General features: G+C 65.8%; 27 protein-coding genes and 1 tRNA gene. 10 read left to right on the forward strand and 18 right to left on the reverse strand.

Annotation, left to right across the window (positions count from 1 at the left end):
• Positions 1–42: 42 nt before the first annotated feature.
• Genes GTP77_RS15635 through GTP77_RS15650 form a run of 4 tightly spaced genes read left to right on the forward strand, consistent with a single transcriptional unit; the run spans position 43 to position 3024 of the window.
• Positions 43–528, forward strand: coding sequence for a VOC family protein (locus tag GTP77_RS15635; RefSeq protein WP_161073077.1), 486 nt, complete (start codon positions 43–45; stop codon positions 526–528).
• Positions 529–539: 11 nt separating this feature from the next.
• On the forward strand, positions 540–974 hold the full coding sequence (locus tag GTP77_RS15640) for a YciI family protein (protein WP_161073078.1): 435 nt from the start codon (positions 540–542) through the stop codon (positions 972–974).
• A 29-nt stretch (positions 975–1003) separates the two neighbouring features.
• Positions 1004–1753 carry a YciI family protein gene (locus GTP77_RS15645; RefSeq protein WP_161073079.1) on the forward strand — a complete coding sequence of 250 codons (750 nt, stop codon included), beginning with the start codon at positions 1004–1006 and terminating at the stop codon, positions 1751–1753.
• Positions 1750–3024, forward strand: a complete 1275-nt coding sequence (locus tag GTP77_RS15650) for an RNA polymerase sigma factor (protein ID WP_187358734.1) — start codon at positions 1750–1752, stop codon at positions 3022–3024. Before GTP77_RS15645 ends, GTP77_RS15650 begins: the two co-directional genes overlap by 4 nt.
• Before the next feature lie 23 nt (positions 3025–3047).
• Here the strand turns inward: GTP77_RS15650 and GTP77_RS15655 are convergent, their stop codons facing one another.
• From GTP77_RS15655 to GTP77_RS15675, 5 genes are all read right to left on the reverse strand, one after another.
• The gene (locus GTP77_RS15655; RefSeq protein WP_161073081.1) at positions 3048–3725 is read right to left on the reverse strand and encodes a substrate-binding periplasmic protein; all 678 of its coding nucleotides are present in this window, start codon (positions 3723–3725) and stop codon (positions 3048–3050) included.
• Between the two features lie 117 nt (positions 3726–3842).
• A complete protein-coding gene (locus GTP77_RS15660) occupies positions 3843–4487 on the reverse strand; it encodes a DUF599 domain-containing protein (RefSeq protein WP_161073082.1) in 645 nt (214 codons plus the stop codon).
• A 6-nt stretch (positions 4488–4493) separates the two neighbouring features.
• Positions 4494–4931, reverse strand: a complete 438-nt coding sequence (locus tag GTP77_RS15665) for a YeeE/YedE family protein (protein WP_161073083.1) — start codon at positions 4929–4931, stop codon at positions 4494–4496.
• A gap of 9 nt (positions 4932–4940) precedes the next feature.
• Positions 4941–5378 (reverse strand): YeeE/YedE family protein, encoded by a 438-nt coding sequence (locus GTP77_RS15670; RefSeq protein WP_161073084.1) that lies wholly within the window; start codon positions 5376–5378, stop codon positions 4941–4943.
• A gap of 2 nt (positions 5379–5380) precedes the next feature.
• A complete protein-coding gene (locus GTP77_RS15675) occupies positions 5381–5698 on the reverse strand; it encodes an ArsR/SmtB family transcription factor (RefSeq protein WP_161073085.1) in 318 nt (105 codons plus the stop codon).
• An 86-nt stretch (positions 5699–5784) separates the two neighbouring features.
• Here GTP77_RS15675 and GTP77_RS15680 point away from each other — a divergent pair, with 86 nt between their 5' ends.
• Positions 5785–6675 carry an MBL fold metallo-hydrolase gene (locus tag GTP77_RS15680; RefSeq protein ID WP_161073086.1) on the forward strand — a complete coding sequence of 297 codons (891 nt, stop codon included), beginning with the start codon at positions 5785–5787 and terminating at the stop codon, positions 6673–6675.
• A gap of 81 nt (positions 6676–6756) precedes the next feature.
• On the opposite strand, the gene GTP77_RS31415 is transcribed toward GTP77_RS15680, so the two are convergent.
• From GTP77_RS31415 to GTP77_RS15715, 8 genes are all read right to left on the reverse strand, one after another.
• The gene (locus GTP77_RS31415; RefSeq protein WP_443094212.1) at positions 6757–7068 is read right to left on the reverse strand and encodes a HipA domain-containing protein; all 312 of its coding nucleotides are present in this window, start codon (positions 7066–7068) and stop codon (positions 6757–6759) included.
• Positions 7049–7387, reverse strand: coding sequence for a HipA N-terminal domain-containing protein (locus tag GTP77_RS31420; protein ID WP_443094213.1), 339 nt, complete (start codon positions 7385–7387; stop codon positions 7049–7051). Before GTP77_RS31420 ends, GTP77_RS31415 begins: the two co-directional genes overlap by 20 nt.
• Positions 7388–7390: 3 nt before the next feature.
• On the reverse strand, positions 7391–7648 hold the full coding sequence (locus tag GTP77_RS15690; RefSeq protein WP_161073087.1) for a helix-turn-helix domain-containing protein: 258 nt from the start codon (positions 7646–7648) through the stop codon (positions 7391–7393).
• 319 nt (positions 7649–7967) lie between these two features.
• A tRNA-Ser gene (locus GTP77_RS15695) sits at positions 7968–8057 on the reverse strand.
• A 22-nt stretch (positions 8058–8079) separates the two neighbouring features.
• Complete coding sequence (locus GTP77_RS15700) at positions 8080–10122, reverse strand: putative bifunctional diguanylate cyclase/phosphodiesterase (protein ID WP_161073088.1); 2043 nt, start codon at positions 10120–10122, stop codon at positions 8080–8082.
• Between the two features lie 2 nt (positions 10123–10124).
• Entirely contained in the window at positions 10125–11228 is a 1104-nt protein-coding gene (locus GTP77_RS15705; RefSeq protein WP_321170287.1) for an EAL and HDOD domain-containing protein, read from the reverse strand.
• A 305-nt stretch (positions 11229–11533) separates the two neighbouring features.
• Positions 11534–12154, reverse strand: coding sequence for a response regulator (locus GTP77_RS15710; RefSeq protein ID WP_161073090.1), 621 nt, complete (start codon positions 12152–12154; stop codon positions 11534–11536).
• A 4-nt stretch (positions 12155–12158) separates the two neighbouring features.
• On the reverse strand, positions 12159–13526 hold the full coding sequence (locus GTP77_RS15715) for a cache domain-containing protein (RefSeq protein WP_161073091.1): 1368 nt from the start codon (positions 13524–13526) through the stop codon (positions 12159–12161).
• 236 nt (positions 13527–13762) lie between these two features.
• On the opposite strand from GTP77_RS15715, the gene GTP77_RS15720 reads away from it, so the two are divergent.
• The 5 genes from GTP77_RS15720 (at position 13763) to GTP77_RS15740 (ending at position 22112) form a co-directional block, all read left to right on the forward strand.
• Complete coding sequence (locus GTP77_RS15720; protein WP_161073092.1) at positions 13763–15823, forward strand: carbon starvation CstA family protein; 2061 nt, start codon at positions 13763–13765, stop codon at positions 15821–15823.
• Positions 15823–16023 (forward strand): YbdD/YjiX family protein, encoded by a 201-nt coding sequence (locus tag GTP77_RS15725; RefSeq protein WP_161073093.1) that lies wholly within the window; start codon positions 15823–15825, stop codon positions 16021–16023. Before GTP77_RS15720 ends, GTP77_RS15725 begins: the two co-directional genes overlap by 1 nt.
• A 139-nt stretch (positions 16024–16162) precedes the next feature.
• Complete coding sequence (locus GTP77_RS15730; RefSeq protein ID WP_161073094.1) at positions 16163–19120, forward strand: hybrid sensor histidine kinase/response regulator; 2958 nt, start codon at positions 16163–16165, stop codon at positions 19118–19120.
• A 1-nt stretch (position 19121) separates the two neighbouring features.
• On the forward strand, positions 19122–21230 hold the full coding sequence (locus GTP77_RS15735) for a putative bifunctional diguanylate cyclase/phosphodiesterase (RefSeq protein ID WP_161073095.1): 2109 nt from the start codon (positions 19122–19124) through the stop codon (positions 21228–21230).
• A gap of 126 nt (positions 21231–21356) precedes the next feature.
• Entirely contained in the window at positions 21357–22112 is a 756-nt protein-coding gene (locus tag GTP77_RS15740) for a hypothetical protein (RefSeq protein ID WP_161073096.1), read from the forward strand.
• Between the two features lie 16 nt (positions 22113–22128).
• Here the strand turns inward: GTP77_RS15740 and GTP77_RS15745 are convergent, their stop codons facing one another.
• Genes GTP77_RS15745 through GTP77_RS15765 form a run of 5 tightly spaced genes read right to left on the reverse strand, consistent with a single transcriptional unit; the run spans position 22129 to position 26024 of the window.
• Complete coding sequence (locus GTP77_RS15745; RefSeq protein ID WP_371869361.1) at positions 22129–23358, reverse strand: CaiB/BaiF CoA transferase family protein; 1230 nt, start codon at positions 23356–23358, stop codon at positions 22129–22131.
• On the reverse strand, positions 23358–23948 hold the full coding sequence (gene recR, locus GTP77_RS15750; protein WP_161073097.1) for a recombination mediator RecR: 591 nt from the start codon (positions 23946–23948) through the stop codon (positions 23358–23360). The genes GTP77_RS15745 and recR overlap by 1 nt, the downstream gene beginning before the upstream one ends.
• Positions 23949–23959: 11 nt before the next feature.
• A complete protein-coding gene (locus GTP77_RS15755) occupies positions 23960–24250 on the reverse strand; it encodes a YciI family protein (RefSeq protein WP_161073098.1) in 291 nt (96 codons plus the stop codon).
• Between the two features lie 3 nt (positions 24251–24253).
• Complete coding sequence (locus tag GTP77_RS15760) at positions 24254–24580, reverse strand: YbaB/EbfC family nucleoid-associated protein (protein ID WP_057157793.1); 327 nt, start codon at positions 24578–24580, stop codon at positions 24254–24256.
• A 31-nt stretch (positions 24581–24611) separates the two neighbouring features.
• The gene (locus GTP77_RS15765) at positions 24612–26024 is read right to left on the reverse strand and encodes a hypothetical protein (RefSeq protein WP_161073099.1); all 1413 of its coding nucleotides are present in this window, start codon (positions 26022–26024) and stop codon (positions 24612–24614) included.
• Positions 26025–26037 lie beyond the last annotated feature (13 nt).

Consider the following 26037-nt stretch of genomic DNA (forward strand, 5'->3'; position numbering starts at 1 on the left):
GCAGTTGCGTTCATATTTCATCAACTTATCAAGGAGATTACCATGAGCAATGTCGCCCCCATCCCACAAGGTTTCCAGACCGTAACACCGCACCTGGTCTGCGAAGGCGCCGCCGACGCAATTGAATTCTATAAAAAGGCCTTCAACGCCGTGGAAATGGCGCGCATGCCCGGCCCCGGCGGCAAGCTCATGCACGCCCAGGTGAAGATAGGCACCGCCATGGTGATGCTGGTGGACGACTTCCCCGACTGGGGCAGCGTCGGCCCGAAAGCGTTGAAAGGCTCGCCCGTGGTGCTGCATATGTATGTGGAAGACGTGGACGCCGTCTACAACCAGGCCGTGGCCGCCGGCGGCACCGCCAAGATGCCGCCCGCCGACATGTTCTGGGGCGACCGCTACGGCATGGTGGTGGACCCGTTCGGCCACACCTGGTCCATCGCCACCCACAAGCGCGACATGACGCCGGAAGAAATGCAAGCCGAGATGCAGAAGTCCATGTCCGAAAACTGCCCCGGCTCGGAAGCCTGAAAGGAAGCGCCATGCGATTCATGATTATTGTGAAGGCCAGCGCCGAGTCCGAAGCCGGCAAGATGCCCAGCCAGGAACTGCTGACCGCCATGGGCAAGTTCAACGAGGACCTGGTCAACGCCGGTGTGCTGCTGGCGGGCGAAGGCCTGCACCCGAGTTCGCGCGGCGTGCGCGTGCACTTCTCGGGCAAGAACCGCACCGTCATCGACGGCCCGTTTTCCGAAACCAAGGAGCTGATTGCGGGCTTCTGGCTGGTTCAGGTAAAGTCGCTGGAAGAAGCGATTGAATGGGTGAAGCGCTGCCCCAACCCGATGGAAAGCGATTCCGATATCGAGATCCGCCAGGTGTTCGAGATGGACGATTTCGGCGCCGAATTCACGCCCGAGCTGCGCGAGCAGGAACAGCGCGTGATGGCCAAGGCGGCGGAACTGCAGAAGCAGCACTAACACAGCGTTAACACGCACAGGAGCCCGCGATGCAATTCATGATCTTGCGCAGGAGCGACACGGTGTCGGAGACGGCCGGCTTTCCATCGGCTGAACTGGTGCACGCCGTGCCGTCCGCGCAATGGCTGCATCCCAGCGCCAGCGGCCTGCGCATGACGCGCAGCGCCGGCCAGTGGCGCGTGAGCGGCGAAGGTCCGTTCGACGCGCGCGAACTGGTGGCGGGCTACACCTTTGTCGAGGCGGCCAGCCGCGAGGAAGCGGCACAGCTGGCCAGCCAGTGGCCGCTGGCCGACGCCGAGGGCCAGGCCGAGCTGGAGGTGCGGCAGGCCGGCTGTCCGGGCGGCTGCGTGGGCTTCGACATGGGCGCGCTGCCGCAAGGCGCGCCGGCGGACCTGCGGCCGGCCGCGCTCAAGCCCGGCTGCAAGCCCTACGCCGTGCTGCTGCGCTCGGACGCGGGCAGCGAAGCGGACCTGGAGCCGCCCGCCGCCGTCATCGACACCATGAACCGCGCCAATCAGGCCGGCATCCGCGCCGGCATCGCGCTGGCGGGCGAAGGGCTGCGCGCCTCGTCCAAGGGGGTGCGCGTGAAGTTCAGCGGCGGCAAGGCTTCCATCATCGACGGGCCGTATGCGGAAGTGAAGGAGCTGATCGCGGGCTACTGGCTGGTGCAGGCCGAGTCCATCGAAGGCGCGATGGAATGGGTGAGGAACTATCCCTACCCGCATCCGCCGGACATGGACGTGGTGGTGGAACTGCGCGGCGTGCACCTGGGCTCATGAACCAGCAGGGCATACACCGCGCCATAGAAGCAGTCTGGCGCATCGAGTCCGCCAAGATCATCGCCGTGCTGGCGCGCATGCTGCGCGACGTCGGCCAGGCCGAGGAAATCGCGCAGGACGCGCTGGTGAGCGCGCTGGAGCGCTGGCCGGACAGCGGCACGCCGGACAATCCTGCGGGCTGGCTGATGACCGTGGCAAAAAACCGCGCCCTCGACCTGCTCCGCCACCGCAAGCTAACGCAGGACAAGGAAACCGAACTCACCTACGAAATCGAAGGCCTGCTGCAGGACGCCGCGCCCGACCTGGAACGCGCGCTGGACGACAACATCGGCGACGACCTGCTGCGGCTGGTGTTTGTGGCCTGCCACCCTGTGCTGTCCACCGAAGGCCGCGTGGCGCTCACGCTGCGCCTGCTGGGCGGCCTCACCACCGAGGAAATCGCGCGCGCCTTCTTCGTGCCGGAAGCGACCGTGGCGCAGCGCATCGTGCGCGCCAAGCGCACCCTGGCCGAAGCCAAGGTGCCGTTTGAAGCGCCGCGCGGGCGCGAGCTGGTGGAGCGGCTGGCGTCGGTGCTGCAAGTGATCTACCTGATTTACAACGAAGGCTATTCCGCCAGCGCCGGCGCGGACTGGATGCGCCCGGCGCTATGCGAGGAAGCGCTGCGGCTGGGGCGCGTGCTGGCCGAGCTGGCGCCGCAGGAGCCCGAGGTGCACGGCCTGGTGGCGCTGATGGAAATCCAGTCCTCGCGCGCCCGCGCCCGCACCGACGCGCGCGGCGCCCCGGTGCTGCTGCTCGAGCAGGACCGCTCGCGCTGGGACCAGCTGCTGATACGGCGCGGCCTGGCCGCGCTGGCGCGCGCCGAGCAGATCGGCCAGGGCCTGGGGCCTTACGCGCTGCAAGCGGCGATTGCCGCCTGCCACGCCCGCGCGCGCCGCGCCGAGGACACGGACTGGGGCCGCATCGCCGCGCTATACGACGGCCTGGCGCAGCTGGCGCCCTCGCCCGTGGTGGAACTGAACCGCGCGGTGGCGCTGTCCATGGCCTTCGGGCCGGAGACCGGCCTGGAAGTGGCGGATGCGCTGCTGGACGAACCGGCGCTGAGAAACTACCACCTGCTGCCCAGCGTGCGCGGCGACTTCCTGTTCAAGCTGGGCCGCAAAGCCGAAGCCCGCGCCGAATTCGAGCGCGCGGCAGCCATGACGCAAAACGAGCGCGAACGCGACCTCCTCCTCACCCGCGCGGCCGCGTGCGCTGAACTGCCGGCGCCTTAGCCGCGCGCCCGGCGTCGCCCCGGTCATTTTTTTTGGTCGAGATCAAAAGTCCGATAATATTTTTCAACGATTTCATTGATTGCGCCGCGACTCTGCAATCGTTGCACCGCAATCTTAATGGCAGAGACAGTTTCAGCCGTGGCCGTCTTCTTTGAAAAATGCAGTTCAAATTTTCTCGTCCCGAGCATCAACGGCTTGCCGAGCCGCTCCTTGGATATCCCCAGGATATGCGCGTTGTAGTAGATGCCGACGGATGATCCGATTCCCGCGTCAATTCTTCCCGCCATCAACATTTTCAACATTTGAGAATAGCCGGCGAGCGGATATTTTGTAATGTCGTCACGCTCGTCAAACGCTTCGTCGAATCGACCGCTTCTGGGGACCCCGACGAATTTGCCCCGCAAGTCGCTAAGCGAGGTCAACTTCAGCGCAGGCCTGCCCACCACAATGGTCGGCAGGCTAAGCACCTCGGCCACCTGCAAGGCTGCCGCGCTCAATTCAGGGTTGGTATACCTCAGTACAACATCCGCGTCGCCACTGGCGATCATCGCGACTGTGCGTGGGTAGGGAACGATTCTATTGACATGGGGCAGTCCCGCTTCCTGCGCAATCAGGTTGCCGATTTCATACATCATGCCCGAGGCTTGGCCATCCCCGCCATAGAAACCAAAAGGCGCCGACTCGATGGTGACAATACGCAATTCCTTTGCCTGGGAACTGTGTCCTGATAAGCCGATCGCGAGTAACAAGCCGCCGAATATGCCGCAACACCGCCGTTTAAGCTGAGAAATACACCGGGGACGCAATGTTTTCAATTTTCACTCTATCCGGATTTTCAGTCCATCAAAGCCAAGCAGCGCAGCCACTACCAGCAGCGCGGCGACCGGCCCCGCATAGGGCTGCAGAAGCGACGCCAGGATAGGCGCGACTAAAATCAGGTGCTTGACTCCCCAACTGTACAGCATCCCGGCGCGCTGGATGTATCCCGCGCCAAGCGCATGCCAGCGCTTCCTCGCATGTGAGCCGACCGGCATCGCGCATATAAAGCCGCAATGGTTATAGAAGCGCACGGCCATCACCGATGAGACCAGCGACGCAAACAGGAGCGCCAACAGGACCAGGCCGAGCAGCAAGCGCGGGCTGAACCCGGCCAGCGCCATCTTGTCACCAAGGCTTTCGTGCAAAGACGGCAGGGCCAAGGTTACCGTCCCCATCAGGCCAAGCGCGGCGATTGACGAGGTCATCGTCGCCGACATCATCGCGTTCCGCACAGCCTGCACCGCCAGGATCTCCGTTCCCTTCTCGGCCGCTACCGCCTCAAACCATTCGCGTCGCAAGATGGCGTGCGCCGTCTTGGCCATCCGCTGCGGGGAACGCCTCTGCCGCACGGCCAACGCCACCTCGTACGACAAGAGGATGGCGACGGTCGCCACCGCAGCCAGCCAGGCCGGGGAGATCAGCATAGCCTCCTACGCTCCCTGCGATGCGCGGGCACTTTTTCGCCGCTCCAGAAGCTCGAAAATGCCCATGCCGGCGACCATGGAGACGACGAACAGAAGCGCTTTGGGACTGCCCGTTCCCAGCGACGCCAGCGCCGGCCCCGGACAAAAGCCCGCTATCCCCCAGCCGATACCAAACAAGGCGCTACCGGCCACCAATCGACGGTCGACAACGCGGCTCGCCGGCATGCGCAAGCGCTCGCCCAAGAATGAAGTCGTCCTGCGCCGGGCAAGGGCGAACGACACCAAGCCGATTGCAATGGCGCCTCCCATCACGAATGCCAGCGAAGGATCCCATTGGCCGGCCAGATCGAGGAATCCCAAGACCTTGGCTGGATTGGCCATGCCGGAAACAATCAGTCCGACGCCGAAGGTCAGGCCGGCCAGCAGAGAGGTAAATATCAGCATGGTGTGTCCTTACATACTCAATACATGACGGGCCAGGAAGACGGTGATGAATCCCGCCGCCATAAAGATGCCGGTCGCCACCGCCGAGCGGAGCGACAAGCGGGACAAGCCGCACACGCCATGTCCGCTGGTACACCCCGAGCCATAGCGCGTCCCTATCCCGACGAGCAGGCCAGCGATGACCAGGGCGCCGTATCCGGCATCGATGTGCACTTCCGGCAGCGAGGCGAACCACGAATAGGCCATGGGGGCGGCGACAATGCCGGCCACGAAGGCCAGCCGCCAGGCTAGTTCGCCCCTCCCTGCCGGCGCCAGCAGGCCGCCGACGATGCCACTGATGCCCGCTATGCGGCCGTTCAAGAGCAGCAGCATGGCCGCCGCCGCGCCTATCAGCGCCCCGCCGGCCAGGGCGGCATACGGCGTGAAATGATTCCAATCGATACTCATTGCTACTCCTTGGGACAGTAGAGACGATACAGCACCGCCAGGATTTCCAGCAAGTCCGGCGAGGCGACGCTATAGAAAATCTTCTTGCCCTCGCGGCGCGGGACTATCACGCCCTCGTTGCGCAATACCCCGAGTTGCTGGGAGAGCGTAGGCTGGCGGATTCCCAGCACCTCCTCCAGTTCGCTGACGCACATCTCCCCTTGGGAAAGCTGGCAGAGCAATAAAAGCCGCTCCTCATTCGCAAGCAATTTAAGCGCCCCAACCGCTCGATCCGCTCCCACACGCAGCGCATTGACATCAATCATTTGTTTTTTTTGCATAAGCAGAGGCCGTGTTTTCTTACGATTGACACATAATATCTTTCAACATAATATGAGTCAATATATTGTTTTAGAGAGGAAGCGGCATGCCGAACGCGACCATGACAACGCGCGGGTTCTTTGACCCGAATACCTGGACCATTTCCTACGTAGTGTGGGACCCCGCCACGCGATGCGCGGCGATAATCGACCCGGTCCTGGACTATGACTTCAAGTCCGGGCACACCGCGACCGCCTCGGCGGACGATATCCTGGCCTACATCAGCGTACACAACTTGACGGTGGAGTGGATATTGGAGACCCATGCGCATGCGGACCACCTCTCCGCAGCCCGCTACCTGCAGGCGCAGGCCGGCGGCCGCATTGCCATCGGCGAGAACATCCGGACCGTCCAGGCGACGTTCAAGAAGCTGTACAACCTCGAGCGCGGCTTCCTTCCCGACGGAAGCCAGTTTGACCACCTGTTCCGGGACGGCGAGACCTTCAAGATTGGAAGCATCGAGGTCACCGCCATGCTGGTTCCGGGCCACACGCCGGCCGACATGGCGTATCTCATGGACGGCGCGGTGTTTGTAGGCGACACGCTCTTTATGCCCGACGTTGGGAGCGCCAGGGCGGACTTCCCCGGCGGCTGCGCACGCCAGCTGTATGCATCGATGCGCCGCATTCTCGCGCTTCCAGCGGACACCGTCCTGTACGTCTGCCACGACTACCCGCCATCGAGCAGGCCGGCACAGTGGCAGACGACCGTCGCCAATCAACGCGCGCGCAACATCCATGTGCGGGACGGCGTCACGGAAGCCGAATTCGTGAAAATGCGCACCGCGCGCGACGCCACCTTGGAGGTGCCGACCCTTATCCTGCCAGCCATGCAAGTCAATATTCGCGCGGGAGCCATGCCCCCTGCCGATGACAATGGCATCGCCTACTTGCGGATCCCGATTAATGCATTGCCCGTGGCCGGAATGGATCAGTAGGAACTGCTGAGCAGCGGGATACGCAAGAGCATCATCAAAATACGCTAGAATTGTTGCGGATGAAAAATATCGCGGCGTGATTCAGCCCGCGTTCAGTTGTTTTGCAAACCGCTCGACGCCGGCAAAGATGGGGCCTGCGACCCGCTCCGGAAATCCCGATGGCAAGCGCTCAGCGACCGCCGCGACCGCACCGTCTATCCGCGCCAGCAATCTTTCGATCACATCTTCCGCATCGGCACGCAGGAAGCACCGGGCTGCGACACTGTTGAAGTGCCGCCTCTGTATCTCCGAAAAACGGTAGTGCTTGTTCTTACCCAATATGGCCATAGCCAGCTTGGCTCTGTGCAGAGAATATTGATTCGCGCCGCCACCCTCAATTGGCCAAATCGACATGACGTCGTAAATCTCTGCCGATTTCCTGCAGCAAATCAAATGCTTCGATGGACGCCAGCTTGTAATGCGAGGCCAAGCGATGACGGATAAGTGCGCTATCAGGCAGCAGGTTGTCGAAGAAGTTGCGCACGACATCACCCCGCAAGGGCTGATCGCCGGTGTATGGCAACGACAGCGACAACGGCCGCCCGACGTCCGACTCCCGCCACGCCTTATCGTAAAGAAATTGTGTTTCGCCACGGGTGGGGATAGTCCAGCTTCCTACTCGCTCGCCATTGCACCAGACCGACAGCGACCGAGAGTGCGATTTGCGGCCCATGGCTTACCAGTCCGGCCTGGCTATCCCACGTTCTGGGCTGGCGCTGTTCTTCGGCTGCACCAGCACCTCGTGATTCAATGCCGCGAGCAGCGCCAGCAACTGTTCGACATTGATGGATCCCGGGTCCAGTTCCATCGCAGAAATACGGCTTTGGCTAATGCCCAGGCGTTGCGCCAGCTCGGTCTGCGAAAGCCCTGCGGATTTTCGAGCCGACTGAAGCAACGGCCCCAGCTGTTTGGAGAGCGATAGGATTTGCTTCATGATGTCACGTGTGACGTCTAGCTGCGTAAGGAGTATTTGCAGACTACGCTCAATACAAATATTCGTCAAATACCTGCTATACAGGTAGCTGATGTTCCTGGCATATGCAATGGGTACGCGGGCTAGGAGCGGACCGTCTAGTCGTCGAGAACCTGAATTGAGGATACGAGCGCGCGCCCTCGGCGCGCGAAGCTGGCCGCGCAGCGGCCAGCAGATGGGCGATTCGGAGAGGGCCGGGCTGGTAGGCCCGGCCCTTCGAATCTCACCGTTTCCGTCCGAAAATGAAAAAACCGCCCAGTGGGCGGTTTTGTCGTTTTCTTGGCGGAAGCGGTGAGATTCGAACTCACGAACAGTTTAACCCGTCGGCAGTTTTCAAGACTGCTGCCTTCAACCACTCGGCCACGCTTCCTAGCGAGCAGCATTATACAGGCTTAGCGCCCGTCCGCCAGCCAGTCTTCCCTCAAGGCCTTCTCAAATTCGCTGGCGGGCAATGGTTTGGAGAACAGGTAGCCTTGCACTTCGTCGCAGCCGCTGTCTTTCAGGAAGGCTAGCTGCTCTACCGTCTCCACCCCTTCGGCTATCACTTTGTGGTTGAGCTGCTGGGCAATGCTGATGATGGTGCTGGCTATCGCGCAGTCGCTGGCGTCGCTCGGGATGCCGGTGGTGAAGGAGCGGTCTATCTTCAGGGTGTCGATCGGGAAGCGCTTCAGGTACGACAAACTGGAGTAGCCGGTGCCGAAGTCGTCCAGCGACAGCGTCACGCCCAAGGCCGTGATGCGGTCCATGATGCCAATCACGCGGTCGATATTGTGCATCAGCGTGCTTTCGGTGATTTCCAGCTCCAGCCAGCACGGCTCCAGCCCGTAGCGCTCGAGCGTCTCCTTCACCCGGCCCGGCAAGGCGGACGTGAATTCGCGCGCGGAGACGTTGACGGCCAGGCGGATCGGCGGCAGGCCGGCGTCTTTCCAGGTTTGCGCTTGCGCGCAGGCCGCTTCGAGCACCCACTCGCCCACTTGCACCACCAGGCCGGTGGCTTCGGCCAGCGGGATGAATTCGGCCGGCGGCACCAGGCCGCGCTCGGGGTGGCGCCAGCGCACCAGCGCTTCGGCGCCGATGATCTTGCTGTCGGCGATGGAGAACTTGGGCTGGTAGTGCAGCTCGAGCTGGCCGCTGCCCAGCGCCTGGCGCAGCCCGGTTTCGATGCGCATGCGCTCCTGCATGCCCTGGTTCATGTCGCGGCTGTAGAAGGCGACGTGCTCGGCGTCGGAATCGCCGCCCTGCTTGGCGCGGTACATGGCGATGTCGGCCAGCCGCAGCAGGGTTTCGGCGTCGCTGCCGTCCTGCGGGTAGACGCTGATGCCGATGCTGGCGCCCACGCGCAAGTCGTGCCCTTCGACCAGGAAGGGTTCGTTCAGCGCGGCCAGCAGCTTGTGCGCCACGCGGCTCGCTTCGTAGTGCTGGCCAATGTCGAACAGGCCAACGGCAAATTCGTCGCCGCCCAGCCGCGCCACCAGGTCCTGGTCGCGCAGCACCAAGCGGAAGCGCGCGGCGGCTTCTTTCAGCAGGGCGTCGCCGATGCGCCGGCCCAGGGTGTCGTTGATGAGCTTGAAGCGGTTCAGGTCGATGAATAGCACGCAGCCGTGCAGCTTGCTGCGCTGGGCCACGGTCAGCGCCTGGTCCACCAGCTTGGTCAGCAGGGTGCGGTTGGGCAGGCCGGTCAGCGCGTCGTAGTAGGCCAGGTGGTGGATGCGTTCTTCGGCCAGCTTGCGCTCGGTGATGTCGGTCAGGTAGGCGATCATGCCGGTGGGCTTGCCGTCCATGTCGTGCAGCGTGGACAGCGACAGGCTGGCCCAGAACACTTCGCCGGATTTTTTCTTGCGCCGCACTTCCATCAGGCGGCCGCCGTGCTCCAGGAAGGGGTCGCTGAAGCCCATGTCTTCGTCGTCGTACAGGAACAGGATGTTGCGCCCCACCGCTTCCACCGGGGTGTAGCCGAACAACCGCTCGGCGCCCTTGTTCCAGCTGGTGATGAAGCCGTTCATGTCCATCGTCAGCACGGATTCGTGGATCTGGTCGAGGATCTGGGACTGGTGCTGCAGCTGCGCTTCCACCTGCACGTAGGCGTGCGTGCTGCGCTGGGCGATGCAGTGCACTTGCAACACGCTGGCGGCCAGCGCGGCCAGGCTGGCCAGGTGCTGGCGCTCGGTGTCGCTGTAGCTGCCGCGGCCGGCCAGCTCGAAGCGGCCGAAGTATTGCTTGTCGAAGCGCACTTCCTGCACCAGGCTGTCCACGTAGGCGGGGTCGGCGTCCTGCCCTTCCGTACCGGCGGGCAGGTAGCGGCCGCGCGGGGCGTGCACCACGCCGCAGGCGATGCGGCCCAGCTCTTCCGCCAGGGCTGCACCGCGCAAGCGCAGTACGGCGTCGCACAGTGCCGCGCTGCTGCCCAGGAAGTCGGATACCGGGTGGGCCAGCATGGCTAGAGGTTCCTGCTCACCTGGATGGCCCAGTGGCAGGCTTGCAGCAGGCTGCGCCAGTTGGCCTCGTTGTCGATGCCGGCGTCGCGCAGGGCGCTGCTGTCGGGCATGTCCTGCTCCACCAGGGTGAGCATGTCGCCCATGGGGCCGGCGCGGTCCAGCAGGGCCATGACCACGTCCAGGTCCAGGCTGAGGGCGCTGACGATTTCCGTCATCGGCATGTCCAGCAGCACGTCGAGCAGCGAGAACACGCCGGCCACGAAGGCCATGTCCTGCTGGTCGCGGTCGCCGCCGCGCAATTTGGCCAGCGCCTCCATGCGCGCCGCGCGCACCGCCGCCAGCGGCAGCAGCGCGTTGGCGCCGCCGTCGTCCTGCTGGCGCGCGTACAGCAGCAATTGCAGCCAGCGCTGCAACTGGCGCCGGCCCAGCACATTGATGGCCTGGCCGAAGCTGTGGATGGGCGACTTGGGCGCGAAAGCGGCCGAATTCACCACTTTTAACAGATGATAGGCCAGGGCCGGGTCTTGCTTGAGCAGGATTTCCAGTTCGCGCGAGTCGGCGTCGCGCGCCAGCAGGCCGAGCAGCGCCAGCAGGCGCTTGCGCGAGGTGCCGTCCGCCGTGCTGCTTTCGCGCTGCGGATGGCGCACGTAGTCGCCGCTGAACAGGGTAAAGCCGGCTGCGCTGCATTCGGCCAGGCGGGCCGGCGTGTCGACCTGCAGCGCCAGGTGCGGGCCGGCCATGGTGAGCATGGTCAGTTCGCTGGGCAGGGCCTCGCGGCAGTTGAAGGCCAGGCTGCGGATGGCGCATTTGCCGGCGTTAACGCCCACTTCGCCGTCCACCATCAGGCGGTAGCCGGCCTCGGCCAGCTGCTTGCACTTGGCCTGCATGGCGGGCTCGCCGCAGTCCTGCGCGGGCACGCGCAAGATGGTGCGGGCCGGCTGCAGGAAGGCCAGCTGGCTCACGTCATATTGCTGCAGGCCGGCAATGGTGACGATGTAGTCCAGCGGCGCCAGCGCGGCGTCCATGTCGGGATAGCCGAACACGGTTTGCAGCGTGGTCAGCTGGCTTTCGTCGGGGACGGCGGAAATTTGGAATGACAGGGCCACCCACTCGTTTTGAGCGTTGGACACCGCTGTAAGACCCACCAGAGGAAATGGGCTTGTTTCAGACAAAGACATCAGTATCTCGGTGTGGGTAGTGCTTGCAATGGTAGAGCAAATATTGATTCAAGGCAATTCTTTGAACGACAAATAACAACAGTTCACATGTCCCAGGCTCCGGGAGCAGGAATATAGCAGAAATTGCTGATTGGACAGGTTCCGCGCGCTAGAGTGCGCGCTCAAAATGTGACATTGTTGCACCCGCCCGACGGCCAAAAAATAAGGGTTGCCAGCCGGCCCGGCGGTGTGCGCTAGGGCGTGCCGTTGGCAAACTGGACGGCGTAGCGTATCAGCTCGGCCTGGCCTTCTATATTGAGCTTGCGCTTGATGTTGAGGCGGTGGGTTTCCACGGTGCGCACCGACAGGTCCAGGTCGCGCGCGATCTGCTTGTTGGACTGGCCGTTGGCGATGTGCAGCAGCACCTCGTGCTCGCGCGAGGTGAGCTGGGCGTCCTGGTTCTGAGGCTTGGCCAACTGGCGGGCCAGCGCGGCGCTGTAGTAGATGCCGCCGGACATCACGGTCTCGATGGCCACCACGATGTCCTTGCCGGGCGCGTCCTTGAGCACGTAGCCGCGCGCGCCGGCCTGGATGGCTTGCGACACGTATTCCAGCTTGTCGTGCATGGACAGGATGAGCACGGCGATGTCCGGGAACTGCTCGCGGAACTGCGCGGTGGCTTCGATGCCGTTGCCGCCGCGCATGTTTATATCCATCAACACCAGGTCTACGGCACAGTGACGCGCCTGCTCCAGCGCTTCCTGCGCCCCGCCCGCCTCGGCCACCACGGCGAATTGCGGCACGGCTTCCAGGCGGGCGCGCAGGCCGTCGCGCACCAGGGGGTGGTCGTCCACCAGCAGGATTTTGATCGTCATGGCGTCAGCTTTCGTTGGAAACATGGGCCAGCAGCACGGTGCCGGCCGGTGAAGATGAAATGGAGAACTCGCCGCCTATGGCCTCCATGCGCTCCATCATATTGCGCAGGCCGATGCCGCGCTTGGGGTGGACGGCGATACTGTCGGCGTCAAAGCCGTGGCCGTCGTCGCTGATGCGCAGGGTGACGGCGCGGTCGGCGCCCGTCAGGCTGATCTCGATATGACCGGCGCCGGCGTGGCGCTCGATATTGGTCAGCGCTTCCTGGGCGATGCGGAACAGCACCGTGTTGGCCACCTCGGGCAGGTCGTCGGTGCTGCCCTCGGCGCTGAAGACGATGGGCACGGCGCTGCTAAGGCGGAACTCCTCGGCCAGGTGGCTGAGCGCGGCGGCCAGGCCCAGGTCATCCAGCAGCGCCGGGCGCAGATTGTGGGAGATGCGGCGCACCTCGCCCAGCACGTTGTTGAGCTGTTCGGCGGCGTGCTCGAACACGCCCTGCGCGGCGCCGCACTGGTCCGGGCGGGCCTGGACGTTGCCCAGGCGGATGATGCCGGCCTCGATCTGCAGCTTGATCGACACCAGCCACTGCGAGATGCCGTCATGCAGGTCGCGCGACAGGCGCGCCCTCTCCTCCTCCTGCGACTCCACCACGCGCTGCGCCAGCGCCTTGAGCTTGGCGTCGGCCACGCGCAGCTCGCTGATGTTGAGCGCCACCCCGGCGCCCGCCACCACCAGCGCGGCGGCGATGGCGATGCCGGTAATCCACAGCATGGTGCTCTGGATATTGGCGCGCTGCTGGGTGTCCACCTTGGCCAGCGCGCGGTCCACGTCGTCCAGGTAGATGCCGGTGCCCATCATCCAGCCCCAGTCCTTCAGCAGCACCACGTAGCCCAGCTTGGGCGCGGGCTGGTGGCTGGACGGCTTGACCCAGTAGTAGCGCTCGTAGCCGCCGCCGGACTGGGCGCGCTTCAGCAGGCGCTGGATGGTGGGCGTGCCGTTCTGGTCCTTGAGCTCCCACAGGTTCTGCCCCACCAGCTCGGGCTGGCGCGGGTGCATCAGGGCGTTGCCCTGCAGGTCGTAGATGAAGAAATAGCCGTCGTCGCCAAAGCTGAGCGACTGCAGGATGCGCTTGGCCTCGTCCATGGCGGCCTGGTCCTTGCGGCCGGATTGGTAGAGGCGCTGGATGGAATGCGTGGCCAGGGTGACGTAGTGCTCCAGCTCGGCCTCCTTGCTGGCCAGGTAGGCCTGCTGGATGGTGTCGCGCTGCTGCTGGGCCAGCACGTTGGCCTGGTGGCGCACGGCCAGCGCCATGGCGCACAGCGCCAGGATCAGCGGGGTGATGGCCAGGAAGATGACTTTTTGGCGCAGCTTCATGTGGGAGCTTCCGGGTGAGGATGGCGCGCATTGTACGTCGCTGGCGCGCGCCTGCGTTCAGTAGTAGTACGTAGTCTATCTGCGTAGTGCTGCGCTTGTGGCAGATATTTGCTTGGTGAATACTGGGCATAAGCTGGAAGCCGCCATTTGTCGCGGTTCATGGCGGCTCATGGCGGGTTACGGCGTCCCGCCTAACCCGCCCTACGAAAAATATAGCTTTCTCTTGGAGGAATACCATGCAAGCAATGCTACGCAAGGCAGGCTGGGCGGCGTTGTCGCTGGCCGGCGCGGGCGCCCTGGGCGTGATCGCGCTCAAGCGCGGCGAAGCCATCAGCGCCATCTGGATCGTCATCGCGGCGGTCTGCGTCTACCTGATCGCCTACCGCTTCTACAGCCTGTTCATCGCCAAAGAGGTGATGGGCCTGGACAAGAACCGCATGACCCCGGCCTACAAGTTCAACGACGGCCTGGACCACGTTCCCACCAATAAATACGTGCTGTTCGGCCACCACTTCGCCGCCATCGCCGGCGCCGGTCCCCTGGTCGGCCCCGTGCTGGCCGCGCAGATGGGCTACCTGCCCGGCATGCTGTGGATCCTGGCCGGCGTGGTGTTCGCCGGCGCCGTGCAGGACTTCATGGTGCTGTTCATCTCCATGCGCCGCGACGGCCGCTCGCTGGGCGACCTGATCAAGTCCGAACTGGGTCCGATCCCGGGCAATATCGCGCTGCTGGGCACCTTCATGATCATGGTCATCATCCTGGCGGTGCTGGCGCTGATCGTGGTCAAGGCGCTGACCGGCTCGCCGTGGGGCAGCTTCACCGTCATGGCCACCATTCCCATCGCGCTGTTCATGGGCGTGTATTCGCGCTATATCCGCGTGGGCCGCATCGGCGAAGTGTCGATTATCGGCTTCGTGCTGCTTATGCTGGCCATCGTCGGCGGCCAGTACGTGCAGGAAAACCCGGCCCTGTCGCCGATGTTCAACTACACCGGCACCGAGCTGACCTGGATGCTGATCGGCTACGGCTTCATCGCCTCCGTGCTGCCGGTCTGGCTGCTGCTGGCGCCGCGCGACTACCTGTCCACCTTCCTCAAGATCGGCACCATCGTCGGCCTGGCGCTGGGCATCGTGATCGTGGCGCCCATGCTGCAAATGCCATCGGTGACCAAGTTTATCGACGGCACCGGCCCTGTGTGGTCGGGCAATCTGTTCCCCTTCCTGTTCATCACCATCGCCTGCGGCGCCGTGTCCGGCTTCCACGCGCTGATTTCCTCGGGCACCACGCCGAAGATGATCGAAAACGAAGCGCATGCCCGCTTTATCGGCTACGGCGCCATGCTGATGGAATCCTTCGTCGCCATCATGGCGCTGGTGGCCGCGTCCACCATTGATCCGGGCATCTACTTCGCCATGAACGCGCCGGCCGCGCTGCTGGGCACCACGCCGGAAGCGGCCGCCGCCGTCATCTCCGGCTGGGGCTTCCACATCACGCCGGACGTGCTGGTGCAGACCGCCAAGGACGTGGGCGAGCACTCCATCATCTCGCGCGCCGGCGGCGCGCCGACGCTGGCGGTGGGCATGGCCCACATCCTGTCGAACGTGATCGGCGGCAAGGCCATGATGGCCTTCTGGTACCACTTCGCCATCCTGTTCGAAGCGCTGTTCATCCTGACCGCCGTGGACGCGGGCACCCGCGCCGGCCGCTACATGCTGCAGGACCTGCTGGGCGCCATGGTGCCGTCGATGAAGGACTCCAAGAACATGGTCGCCGGCCTGCTGGCCACCGCGCTGTGCGTGGCGGCCTGGGGCTACTTCCTGTACCAGGGCGTGGTCGACCCGCTGGGCGGCATCAACACGCTGTGGCCGCTGTTCGGCATCGCCAACCAGATGCTGGCCGGCATTGCGCTGATCCTGGCCACCTGCGTGCTGTTCAAGATGAAGCGCGCCCGCTTCGCCTGGGTCACCATGGTGCCCACCGTCTGGCTGCTGCTGTGCACGCTGACCGCCGGCTGGCAGAAGATTTTCGACGCCAATCCCAAGATCGGCTTCCTGGCCCACGCCGCCAAGTACTCGGCCGCGATCGCCGAAGACAAGGTGCTGGCCCCGGCCAAGTCCATGGCGCAGATGCAGCAGATCGTCTTCAACGACTATCTGGACGCCTCGCTGGCCGGCTTCTTCATGGTGGTGGTGCTGAGCGTGCTGATCTTCGGTGTGCGCACCGCGCTGATCGCCCGCGCCAACGCCAAGCCGACCGTGCAGGAAAGCCCGATGCAAATCATGCCTGCGGTGCAATAATGCTACAGGAACTGGTCCAGGCCGGCCGCTACCTCGGGCAAAGCATGCGCCTGATGGTCGGTCTGCCCGAATACGACACCTACGTGGCCCATCATGAAAAGACCCACCCGGATCAGCCCATGATGAGCTACGAGGAGTTCTTCCGCGAGCGCCAGGAAGCGCGCTACGGCGGCGCCGGCAAGCGCGGCGGCTGCTGCTAAGCTTTCTCCACACCAAAAAGGGGTCAGGGTTAATTATTTAATTAACCCTGACCCTGCTTTAAGGAAGTTAGACGCATATCAAGATGCTGGATTTCCTGGCAGTTATATTTTTCCTAACGGAAATTGCCAGGATCGGCATATGTTCAGCTTCGAACGCTCCGGCCTGGGCCGGAAACTCACTTTGATCAGCGCCATGTCGACCGGCTGCGCTTTGCTGCTGGCGTTTGCGGTGTTTGCCGGCACGCATGTGATGAGCCAGCTGGAGCAGGAGCGCCGCCAGCTGTTCGCGCTGGCCGGCACGCTGGCGGCCGGCAGCGAGATTGCGCTGCTGTATGTGGACCCGGCGCAGGGCGACCAGGTGCTGGCGCTGGCCGCGTTCGACGGCCGCGATGATATTCGTCAAGTGGCGCTGTTTGACCGCGACGGCAAGCTGCTGTCGCGCAGCGCGCCGGGCCGGGACAGCCCGCCGCCGCCGGATTTGACGCCGCGCGCGCTGGCGGAGCTGGGCAAGGCGGGCGCGTCCGAGCTGTGCGGGCCGCCCTGGGCGCCGGGGCTGCGCCAGTTCCGCGCCGTGCATTTTCAGCAGGACCAGGTGGGCGCCGTGATGGTGGAGGCCGGCCTGCCGCGCATGTGGCGCGGCGTGCTGCAGAATCTGCTGGCGGGGGCGGCGGCGGCGCTGCTGTCCTTCTTTACCGCGCTGTTCCTGGCGCGCCGCTTCCGCGACAATATCGCCGAGCCTATCGCCAGCCTGATCGCGGCGGCGCGGCAGACGGCGGACGGCCAGCCGGGCGCGCCGGTGCTGCACGCGCGCAGCGACGAGCTGGGCGCGCTGATCGACAGCTTTAACGACATGCTGGTGCAGATCGCCAGCCGCGACGCCAAGCTGGCGCAGTACCGCGACCAGCTCGAGCGCCAGGTGGGCGTGCGCACCGAGCAGCTGGAGAAGGCCAAGAACGCGGCCGAGGCGGCCAGCCGGGCGAAAAGCAATTTCCTGGCGACCATGAGCCACGAGATCCGCACGCCCATGAACGGCGTGCTGGGCATGACCGAGCTGCTGCTGGCCTCGCCGCTCAGCCCGCAGCAGCGCCACTACACCAGCATGGTCAAGCGTTCCGGCGAGCATTTGCTGTTCATCATTAACGACATCCTGGACTTCTCCAAGATCGAGGCGGGCAAGCTGACGGTGGAATATATCCACTTCAATTTCCGCGAGCTGCTGGACGATATCGACAACGTCTTTTCGCCGCAGGCGCAGGCCAAGCGCATTGTGCTGGAGTTCGCCATTGCCAACGATATCCCGGTGGCCATCTGCGGCGATCCGAACCGGCTGCGCCAGGTGCTGTTCAATCTGCTGGGCAACGCCATCAAGTTCACCGAGACCGGCAAGATCACGGTCAAGGTCGATGTCACGGCGGAGGACGCGCAAACCGTGGGCCTGCGCTTCGAGGTGCAGGACACCGGCATCGGCGTATCGCGCGAGGCGCGCGCGCGCATCTTCGACTCCTTTTCGCAGGCCGACGGTTCCACCACGCGCAAGCACGGCGGCACCGGCCTGGGGCTGGCGATCTCCAAGCAACTGGTGGAGCTGATGGGCGGCACTATCGGCATAGACCATGCTTTAGCGCAAGGTTCGATCTTCTGGTTCACCGTACAGTTCGACAAGCGCCGCGTCGAGCCGGAGGACGCGGCGTTCAATCCGAACGCCACTTTGGGGATGCGTGCCGTGATCGTCGACCAACATAGCGACAGCCGCCTGCTGCTGGAACGCCAGCTGGCGCGCTGGCAGATGCACAGCGACAGCGCCGCCAGCGCGGACGCGGCGCTGCGCATGCTGCACGAGGCCGCCGCGCGCGGCCAGGCCTACGACGTGGCGCTGCTCAATATGGACCAGCGCATGGGCAGCGGCCTGATGCTGGCGGCCGATATCAAGGCCGATCCGGCCATTGCGTCCGTGCGCGTGCTGCTGCTGAGCGACGAGCGCAACGCGGCGGACACCCGCCAGCGGCGCGAGGCGGGCGTGGCCTTCCAGCTGATCAAGCCGCCACGCGCCTGCGATTTGTACGACTGCATCGTGACGCCGGTGCGCGCCGGCGACGGGGCACGCCAGCCGCCCCCCGCGTCGGTCCCTGCGCCGCTGGCACCGGCCGGCGCATTCGCATCGGCCTCCCCCTACGCCGCAGCACACGCGGCGCCGGCAGGCCCGGCCACGCCAGGAGCCCCTTCCAGCGGCGCCAAGCCGCGCTCCCGCCAGCGCAACAAGGTGCTGCTGGCCGAGGACAATCCGGTCAACGTGGAGGTGGCATCGGCCATGCTGCAAGGCCTGGGCCTGGAGGTCAGCCTGGCGGCCAACGGCGCCGAGGCGCTGGACGCGGTGCGCGACAACCACTTCGACCTGGTGCTGATGGACTGCCAGATGCCGGTGATGGACGGCATGGCGGCCACGGCCGAAATCCGCCGCCACGAGCAGCAGCGCGGCGCCGCGCAGCATTTGCCGGTGGTGGCCATCACGGCCAACGCCATGCCGGGCGACCGCGAAAACTGCCTGGCGGCCGGCATGGACGACTATCTGAGCAAGCCCTTCACCCAGCAAGGCCTGGGCGACACGCTGGCGCACTGGATCACGCTGCCGCTGGCGGCCAGCATGGCGCGCGATGCCGACGCCGGCGCCGACATCGACGCCTACCCCGATCCGGTCGGCGCGCCCGACGCCCCCCTGCTGCCGGACCTGCCGGCCGTCATCAACCAGCAAGCGCTGGACAATATCCGCGCGCTGCGCCCCGGCCAGGGCGGCGCCCTGCTCCAGCGCGTGCTGCAGGCCTTCCTGGCCGACACGCCGCGCCACCTGGCGGCGCTGCGCTCGGCCTTGCACAGCCCGGCCGCCGCCAGCGCTCCCGACACCGTGCGCCGCACCGCGCACAGCCTGAAATCGGGCAGCGCCAACGTCGGGGCGGACGCCCTGGCCGCGCTGTGCAAGGAACTGGAACAACTGGCCAGCGCCGGCCTTCCCGATGGCGCCCTCCCCCTGCTGGCCTGCATGGAGCGGGAATTCGACGCAGTGCGGCTCTCGCTCCGCGCCATCCTAGAGAAGGAAGCATGACATGGCAGTGCACCCATCCCCCAAACGCGGCACCGTGCTGGTGGCCGACGACGATCCCGTCATGCGCCTGCTGATGCTGGAAATGCTGGCCCAGGTGGGCCTGGACGCGGTGGAGGCCGAGGACGGTCCCGCCGCCATCGCCAGCTTCCAGCGCCAGCCGCCCGACCTGGTGCTGCTGGACGTGGACATGCCGAATATGGACGGTTTCGAAGTCTGCAGCGCCATCCGCGCGCTGGAGACGCATGCGGCGGCCGCCACCGTGCCCATCATTATGGTCACCGGCGGCGACGACCTGGAAGCGGTGACCCACGCCTATGAAGCGGGCGCCACCGATTTCGTGTCCAAGCCGATCAACTGGCCCATCCTCGGCCACCGCGTGCTGTACGTGCTGCGCGCCAGCGACGCCATCGCCCGGCTGCGGGTGGCGGACGCGCACAACCGCGCCGTGCTGGCCGCCATCCCCGACACGTTTTTCCGCCTGAACCGCGACGGCGTCTACCTCGACTATGAACAGGGCCACGAGGCCAACAGCGCCTTCCCGCAGGAGCACTGCGTGGGCCGCCACGTGAGCGAGGTGCTGCCGGAGCATATCGCGGGCCAGCTGCTGGAGCAGACCCAGGCGGTGCTGGCCACCCAGCACATCCGCTCCTTCGACTATGAATTGCAGCAAGGCCAGCAGCAGCGCCATTTCGAGGCGCGCCTGGTCAGCACCGGCGCCGGCGACGTGCTGGGCCTGGTGCGCGACATCAGCGAACGCAAGCGCGCCGAGGAGCAGATCCGCCGCCTGGCCTATTGCGACAGCCTGACCGGCATTCCCAACCGGCAGGCCTTCCTGGAATTGCTGGAGCGCGAGCTGGCCCATTCGCGCCAGGCCGGCAAGAAATTCGCCGTGCTGTTCATGGACCTGGACGCCTTCAAGCGCATCAACGACACGCTGGGCCACAACGTCGGCGACCTGCTGCTGCAAACCGTGTCCGAGCGCCTGCGCGAGACCATACGCCCGAGCGACGTGGTGAGCCACAGCCATCTGGCCCGCCTGGGCGGCGACGAGTTCACCATATTGATCCCCGACCTGGAGCGGGTGGAAAACGCGCTGGCCGTGGCGCAGCGGGTGAAGGACGCCATGCGGCGCCCCTTCCAGCTGGACGGCAACGAAATCTTCGTCACCGCCAGCATCGGCATTTCGCTGTACCCGGCCGACGGCGAGGACAGTGAGTCGCTGCTCAAGTATGCGGACACGGCCATGTACCACGCCAAGAACTGCGGCAAGAACAACGCCAAGCTCTACAGTTCCTCGCTGACCATGCAGATCATGAGCCATGTGAAACTGGAGGTGGGCCTGCGCAAGGCGCTGCAGAACAACGAGCTGTACCTGCTGTACCAGCCGCAGATCGACGTGTCCAGCGCGCAGATCGTGGGCGTGGAGGCGCTGGTGCGCTGGCGCCATCCCGAGCACGGCATTATTCCGCCCAACGACTTCATTCCGCTGGCCGAGGAAACCGGGCTGATCGTGCCGATAGGCGAATGGGTGCTGCGCACCGCGTGCACCCAGGCCAAGGCCTGGCAGCAGACTTGCCGGCGCGCCATCCGCATGGCGGTGAATTTGTCGGCGCGCCAGTTCAAGGACGAGAACCTGACGCAAATCGTGCTGTCCGCGCTGGGCGACACCGGCCTGGAGCCGCGCCTGCTGGAGCTGGAGCTGACCGAAGGCACGCTGATGGACGACGCGCGCGCCACCATGATCATGCTGGAGCAGCTGCGCGGCATCGGCGTGCTGCTGTCGATCGACGACTTCGGCACCGGCTATTCGTCCATGAGCTATCTGAAGCGCTTCGACGTGCGCGCGCTGAAAATCGACAAGAGCTTTATCGTCGGCCTGCCGCAGGACAGCGAAAACGCCGCCATCACGCGCGCCATCATCGCCATGGCGCACGGGCTGAAGATGATCGTGGTGGCCGAGGGCGTGGAAACCGGCGAGCAGCTCCTGCTGCTGGAACAGTACGGCTGCGACATGGCCCAGGGCTATTTCCTCGGCCGCCCCGCGCCGCAGGACGCCATCACCCGGATGCTGGCCGCGCAGCGCGCCCCGGCCTCGCCCGCGCCGCCATGAAGCGTCGGCTTCTTTGACAGTGCTGGCGGAATTAAGCGGGCGCGCCGCATAAGTACTTGATCTGGATCAGACTGCGCCGCGCTGGCACCGAATATGCTGTGATAGAAGCATACTCGGGAGATCATCATGGCAATCTGGCCAAGCGCAATGCAGGTGGTGCTGGGGCTGCCCATCGTCGAAAACCTGGGCGGCGAACTGGTCGTCATTCCTGAAATTATCAACGCGGGCGGCGCCGCGATCCACCATTTGATGTGCCACGACATTACGCTGGGCTGCGCCCGCCGCCTGGGGCCGCCGCACGGCTATCCGGTGGTGCTGGGCGACCTCGAGCGCAGCGGCGTGGCGCGCATCCGGGCCACCTTCGCCGGCGTGGGCATGCTGGCCGGCGCGCAGTATCTGCTCACGCTGCGCGGCAGCTACACGGTCGACGGCATCAGCTTCCCGCTGGCGCTCACCCGCTATGTGCAGCTGCCGGCGCCAACGGCGGACGCGCCGCGCCGCCTGCGCGCGCGGGTGGCCAGCGCGGTCTGCACCGACTTCTGGAACTACGAACTGATCAATGAGGAAGACGCGGGCAGCGGACTGGACATCGTCAGCTTTACGCTCGGCATGGCCGCGCCCATTACGGTGACGGGCATTCCGCTGGGCTGGACCATGGAAACCGACTCGCTCAGCTTTGTGCGCTGGTCGGTGCTGGCGCAGGACCAGGGCGCGGCCGGCCGCATCGCGCCCGGGCGCTCGGCCAGCGGCTTCCAGCTGATGAGCCCGCACACCCGCTCGGAGGCCACGCTCAGCACGCTGGCCGCCTGGGACCAGGCGGCCCACGGCCCCGGGCCGGTGGTGGAGGATTACGCGGTGGTGCCCTACCGCTACGGCATGTAGAAGCTGGCGCGCCCGGCTACAGCACGCCGTCGCCGCGCAGCGCGGCGATGTCCGCGTCGCTGTAGCCCAGCGTGCGCAGCACTTCCTCGTTGTGCTGGCCCAGCGCGGGGCCGAGCCAGTTGGTATGGCCCGGCGTTTCGGACAGCTTGGGCGAGATGGCCGGCAGCTTGACCGGCGTGCCGTCGGCGAACTGGTGCTGCTCGAACATGCCGCGCGCGAGGAACTGCGGGTCGCTCATCATGTCGCGCACCGAGTAGATTTTCCCGGCCGGCACGTCGGCCGCCTTCAGCACGGCCAGCGCCTCGTCTATGGTGCGGGTGGCGCACCAGGCCTGGATGGCGCCGTCGATCTCCTCCGTGCGCTGCACGCGGCCGTCGTTGCGCTCGAGCTGCGGGTCGCCCGCCATGTCGATGCGGCCCATGGCCAGCATCAGGCGCTTGAAAATGGCGTCGCCGTTGCCGGCAATGACGATATTCTCGCCGTCCCCGGTGGTGTAGGTGTTGGACGGCACGATGCCGGGCAGCGAACCGCCGGTGCGCTCGCGCACCACGCCGGCGTGGTCGTACTCCGGCACCAGCGATTCCATCAGGTTGAACACCGACTCGTACAGCGCCACGTCCACCATCTGGCCCTGGCCCGCGTCGCGGCCGCCGGTGGCGTCGCGGTGGCGCAGCGCCATCATGGCGCCGATCACGCCGTGCAGCGCGGCCACCGAATCGCCGATGGACACGCCCACCCGCACCGGCGGCCGGTCCGCGTGGCCGGACACGTAGCGCAGCCCGCCCATCGATTCGCCGATGGCGCCGAAGCCGGGCAAGTCCTTCATCGGCCCGGTCTGCCCGAAGCCGGACAGGCGCACCATGATGAGCGAGGGCTTGAGCGCCTTCAGCTGCTCGTAGCCCAGCTCCCACTTCTCAAGCACGCCGGGGCGGTAGTTCTCGATGATGATGTCCGCTTCCAGCGCCAGCTGCCGCGCAATGGCGCGGCCGCGCGCGTCCTTCATATTCAGGGTGATGCTTTTCTTGTTGCGCGACTGCACCGACCACCACAGCGACGTGCCGTCCTTCAGCACCCGCCATTTGCGGATGGGGTCGCCTTCGCCGGGCGCTTCCACCTTGATCACTTCGGCGCCGAATTCGGCCAGCATGCGGGCGCAGAAAGGCCCGGCGATCAGGGTGCCCAGTTCAAGGACTTTGACGCCCTTCAATGGGCCGGAGGTGGGTTTGGGTGCCGGAGTATTTTCCACTAGGTTGCGCGCCTGTCTAGCATGGCGCGCGCGATGGTGCCCGCGTCCACATATTCAAGCTCGCCGCCGACCGGCACGCCGCGCGCCAGACGGCTCACCTTCAGGCCGCGCGCCTTCAGCATCTCGCTGATGTAGTGCGCGGTGGCTTCGCCTTCGTTGGTGAAATTGGTGGCCAGCACCACCTCGCCGACCACGCCGTCCTGCGCGCGCTCGACCAGCTTTTCCAGATGGATATCCTTGGGACCGATGCCGTCCAGCGGCGACAGCCGGCCCATCAGCACGAAGTACAGGCCCTTGTAGGTCAGGGTCTGCTCTATCATCATCTGGTCGGCCGGGGTTTCGACCACGCACAGCATCTTGCGGTCGCGCTGCTCGTCGCGGCAGGTGCCGCAGACTTCGTCCTCGGTAAAGGTATTGCACAGCGCGCAGTGGTGCACGGCCTCCACCGCCTGGTACAGCGCGCGCGACAGCATGGCCGCGCCGTCGCGGTCGTGCTGCAGCAAATGGTAGGCCATGCGCTGCGCCGATTTCGGCCCCACGCCGGGCAGGCGGCGCAAGGCCTCCGTCAACAATTCCAGCGATTTCGACATGGCGTGGTTTCTCAGCCTTGCTGGAAGGCGCTCAGGATATCGGCCGTCATGGTCGGCACGAATTCGGTGATGGCGTAGCTGGCGGCGCCGGCCTCGTTGAAGGGATCGAGCTCGATCACCGCTTCAATGTCGGCGCGGCTGTCGGCCGTGGCGATGATGATGCCGCCGGTGCGCGGCACCATGCGGCCGGACATGAGGAACATGCCGTTGTCATACTGCTCGCGCAGGTACTCGCGGTGCGCGGCCAGCAGGGCGTCGATCTCCTCGGCCGGCTTCAAATACGTGAGCGAGATGATGAACATGGCTTAGAAAGGCATCTTGAAGCCGGCCGGCAGGTTCATGCCGGAGGTCAGGCCGGCCATTTTCTCGGCGGAGGTGGCTTCGGCCTTGCGCACGGCGTCGTTGAAGGCGGCGGCGACCAGGTCTTCCAGCATGTCCTTGTCGTCGGCCAGCAGCGACGGGTCGATGGAGACGCGCTTGACGTCGTTCTTGCAGGTCATGACGACTTTCACCAGGCCGGCGCCGGACTGGCCTTCCACCTCGATCGAACCCAGTGCGTCCTGGGCTTTTTTCATATTGTCCTGCATTGCTTGCGCCTGTTTCATCAGGCCGGCCAGTTGGTTTTTCATCATGATGGTGTTCTCCGTATCGGGTGAGTATAAATTAATGCGCGGGCGGCGCCGGCGGCGGCACGATGGAACCCGGCACCACGAAGGCGCCGAACTCGCGGATCATGCTTTGGATGAACGGGTCGTTCGCCACGGTCTCCTCGGCGGCGCGCTGGACTGCGGCGCGGTGGGCCTGCGCTTCGGCGCTGGCGGTGTACCAGGTCGGGCCGAGTTCGGTTTCCACGCGCACCGGGCGGGCGAAACGCTCGGTCAGCGCCGCTGCCAGCTTCTCTACATTGGGTGCGGTGCGCCAGGTTTCAATCGGCACCCGCAGGTGGAAGACGGCGCTGTGGCTGCCGTCCGGCGCGCAAGCGATCAGCTCGGCCTGCGTGGCCAGCTGCTGGGCCACGCCGCGCAGCGGCAAGCGGGCCGACAGCGCGGGCCAGTTGCCGTCCCAGTCCAGCTCGGGCACCGGGGTGACCACGTAGGCGTGCGGGGCCTTGGCCGGCGCCGGCGCGGGACGCGGCGCGAAAGTGGGCTGCTGGCCGGGCTGGTTGTAGTCCTGCGGGGCGGCGTCGGCCTGGCCGGTGGCCGGCATGGCGCTGTCGTCCGAGAATTCGGTGACCCAGGGCGGCAGATCGTCTTCCGGGGCGGCCTGGCGCGGCGCGGCGGGCGGAGCCGGGCGTGGCGCTGGCTGCATCTGCTGGGCAGGTGCTTCCATTACGGCTGCGCCCATGGCTGGACGGCCGTCATCCCAGGGCGCGGCAGCGGGCGCGGGGCGGGCAGGTGCGGCGGGCGCGTCGTCCCAAGGGGCGGAAGGCGGCGGGGCCGGGACCGGGCGGGCAGACGCTGGCGGTGCAGGTGCATCTTCCCATGGCGCTGGCGGACGGACAGGCGCCGGCGCAGCTTCGCGCAGCGCTGCGGCAACGGCCTGGGCCGAGGCTTGGGTCTGCGGGGGCTGGGCTTGAGGCTGGGTCTGTGCCGGCGTCGGCTCCGGGGCGGACGCTTCGGGCGCGGCGGGCACTGGCGGCGTCAAGGCCGGACGGCTGCTGACAGGCTTCTGGCCGGACGCAGCGCGGGCTGCCTCAAGCGCGGCCTGAATCGCCGCACGCGCCGGGCTGAGCGGCGCGGCGGATGCAGGCGCGCGCGCGGGCGCAGATGCTGGCTGGCCAGGCGCGGCCGGTGCCGGAGCGTGCTGGGCTGGCGCGGACGCCATCGGCATGGGTGCCGGGGCCGATGCCTGCGGAGCCGGCGCCATCGGCGCAGGCACAGGGGCTTGCTGGGCTGGGGCGGGCGATGCATACGCCGCAGCCTGTGCAGGCGCAGCCATATGCACCGGCGCCGGCACAGGCGCTTGAGCGGACTGGGCAGCATCGGCGCGCGCCATGGCGGCGGCGCCGGCCACGACCGACGGCGGCGGCACCGATAAATGGCTGGCGGCGGACACCGACGCGGCGCGCGCAGGCATGCCGCCCTGCTAG

The organism is Pseudoduganella aquatica, from assembly GCF_009857595.1.
In the GTDB taxonomy this organism is placed as follows: domain Bacteria; phylum Pseudomonadota; class Gammaproteobacteria; order Burkholderiales; family Burkholderiaceae_D; genus Rugamonas; species Rugamonas aquatica_A.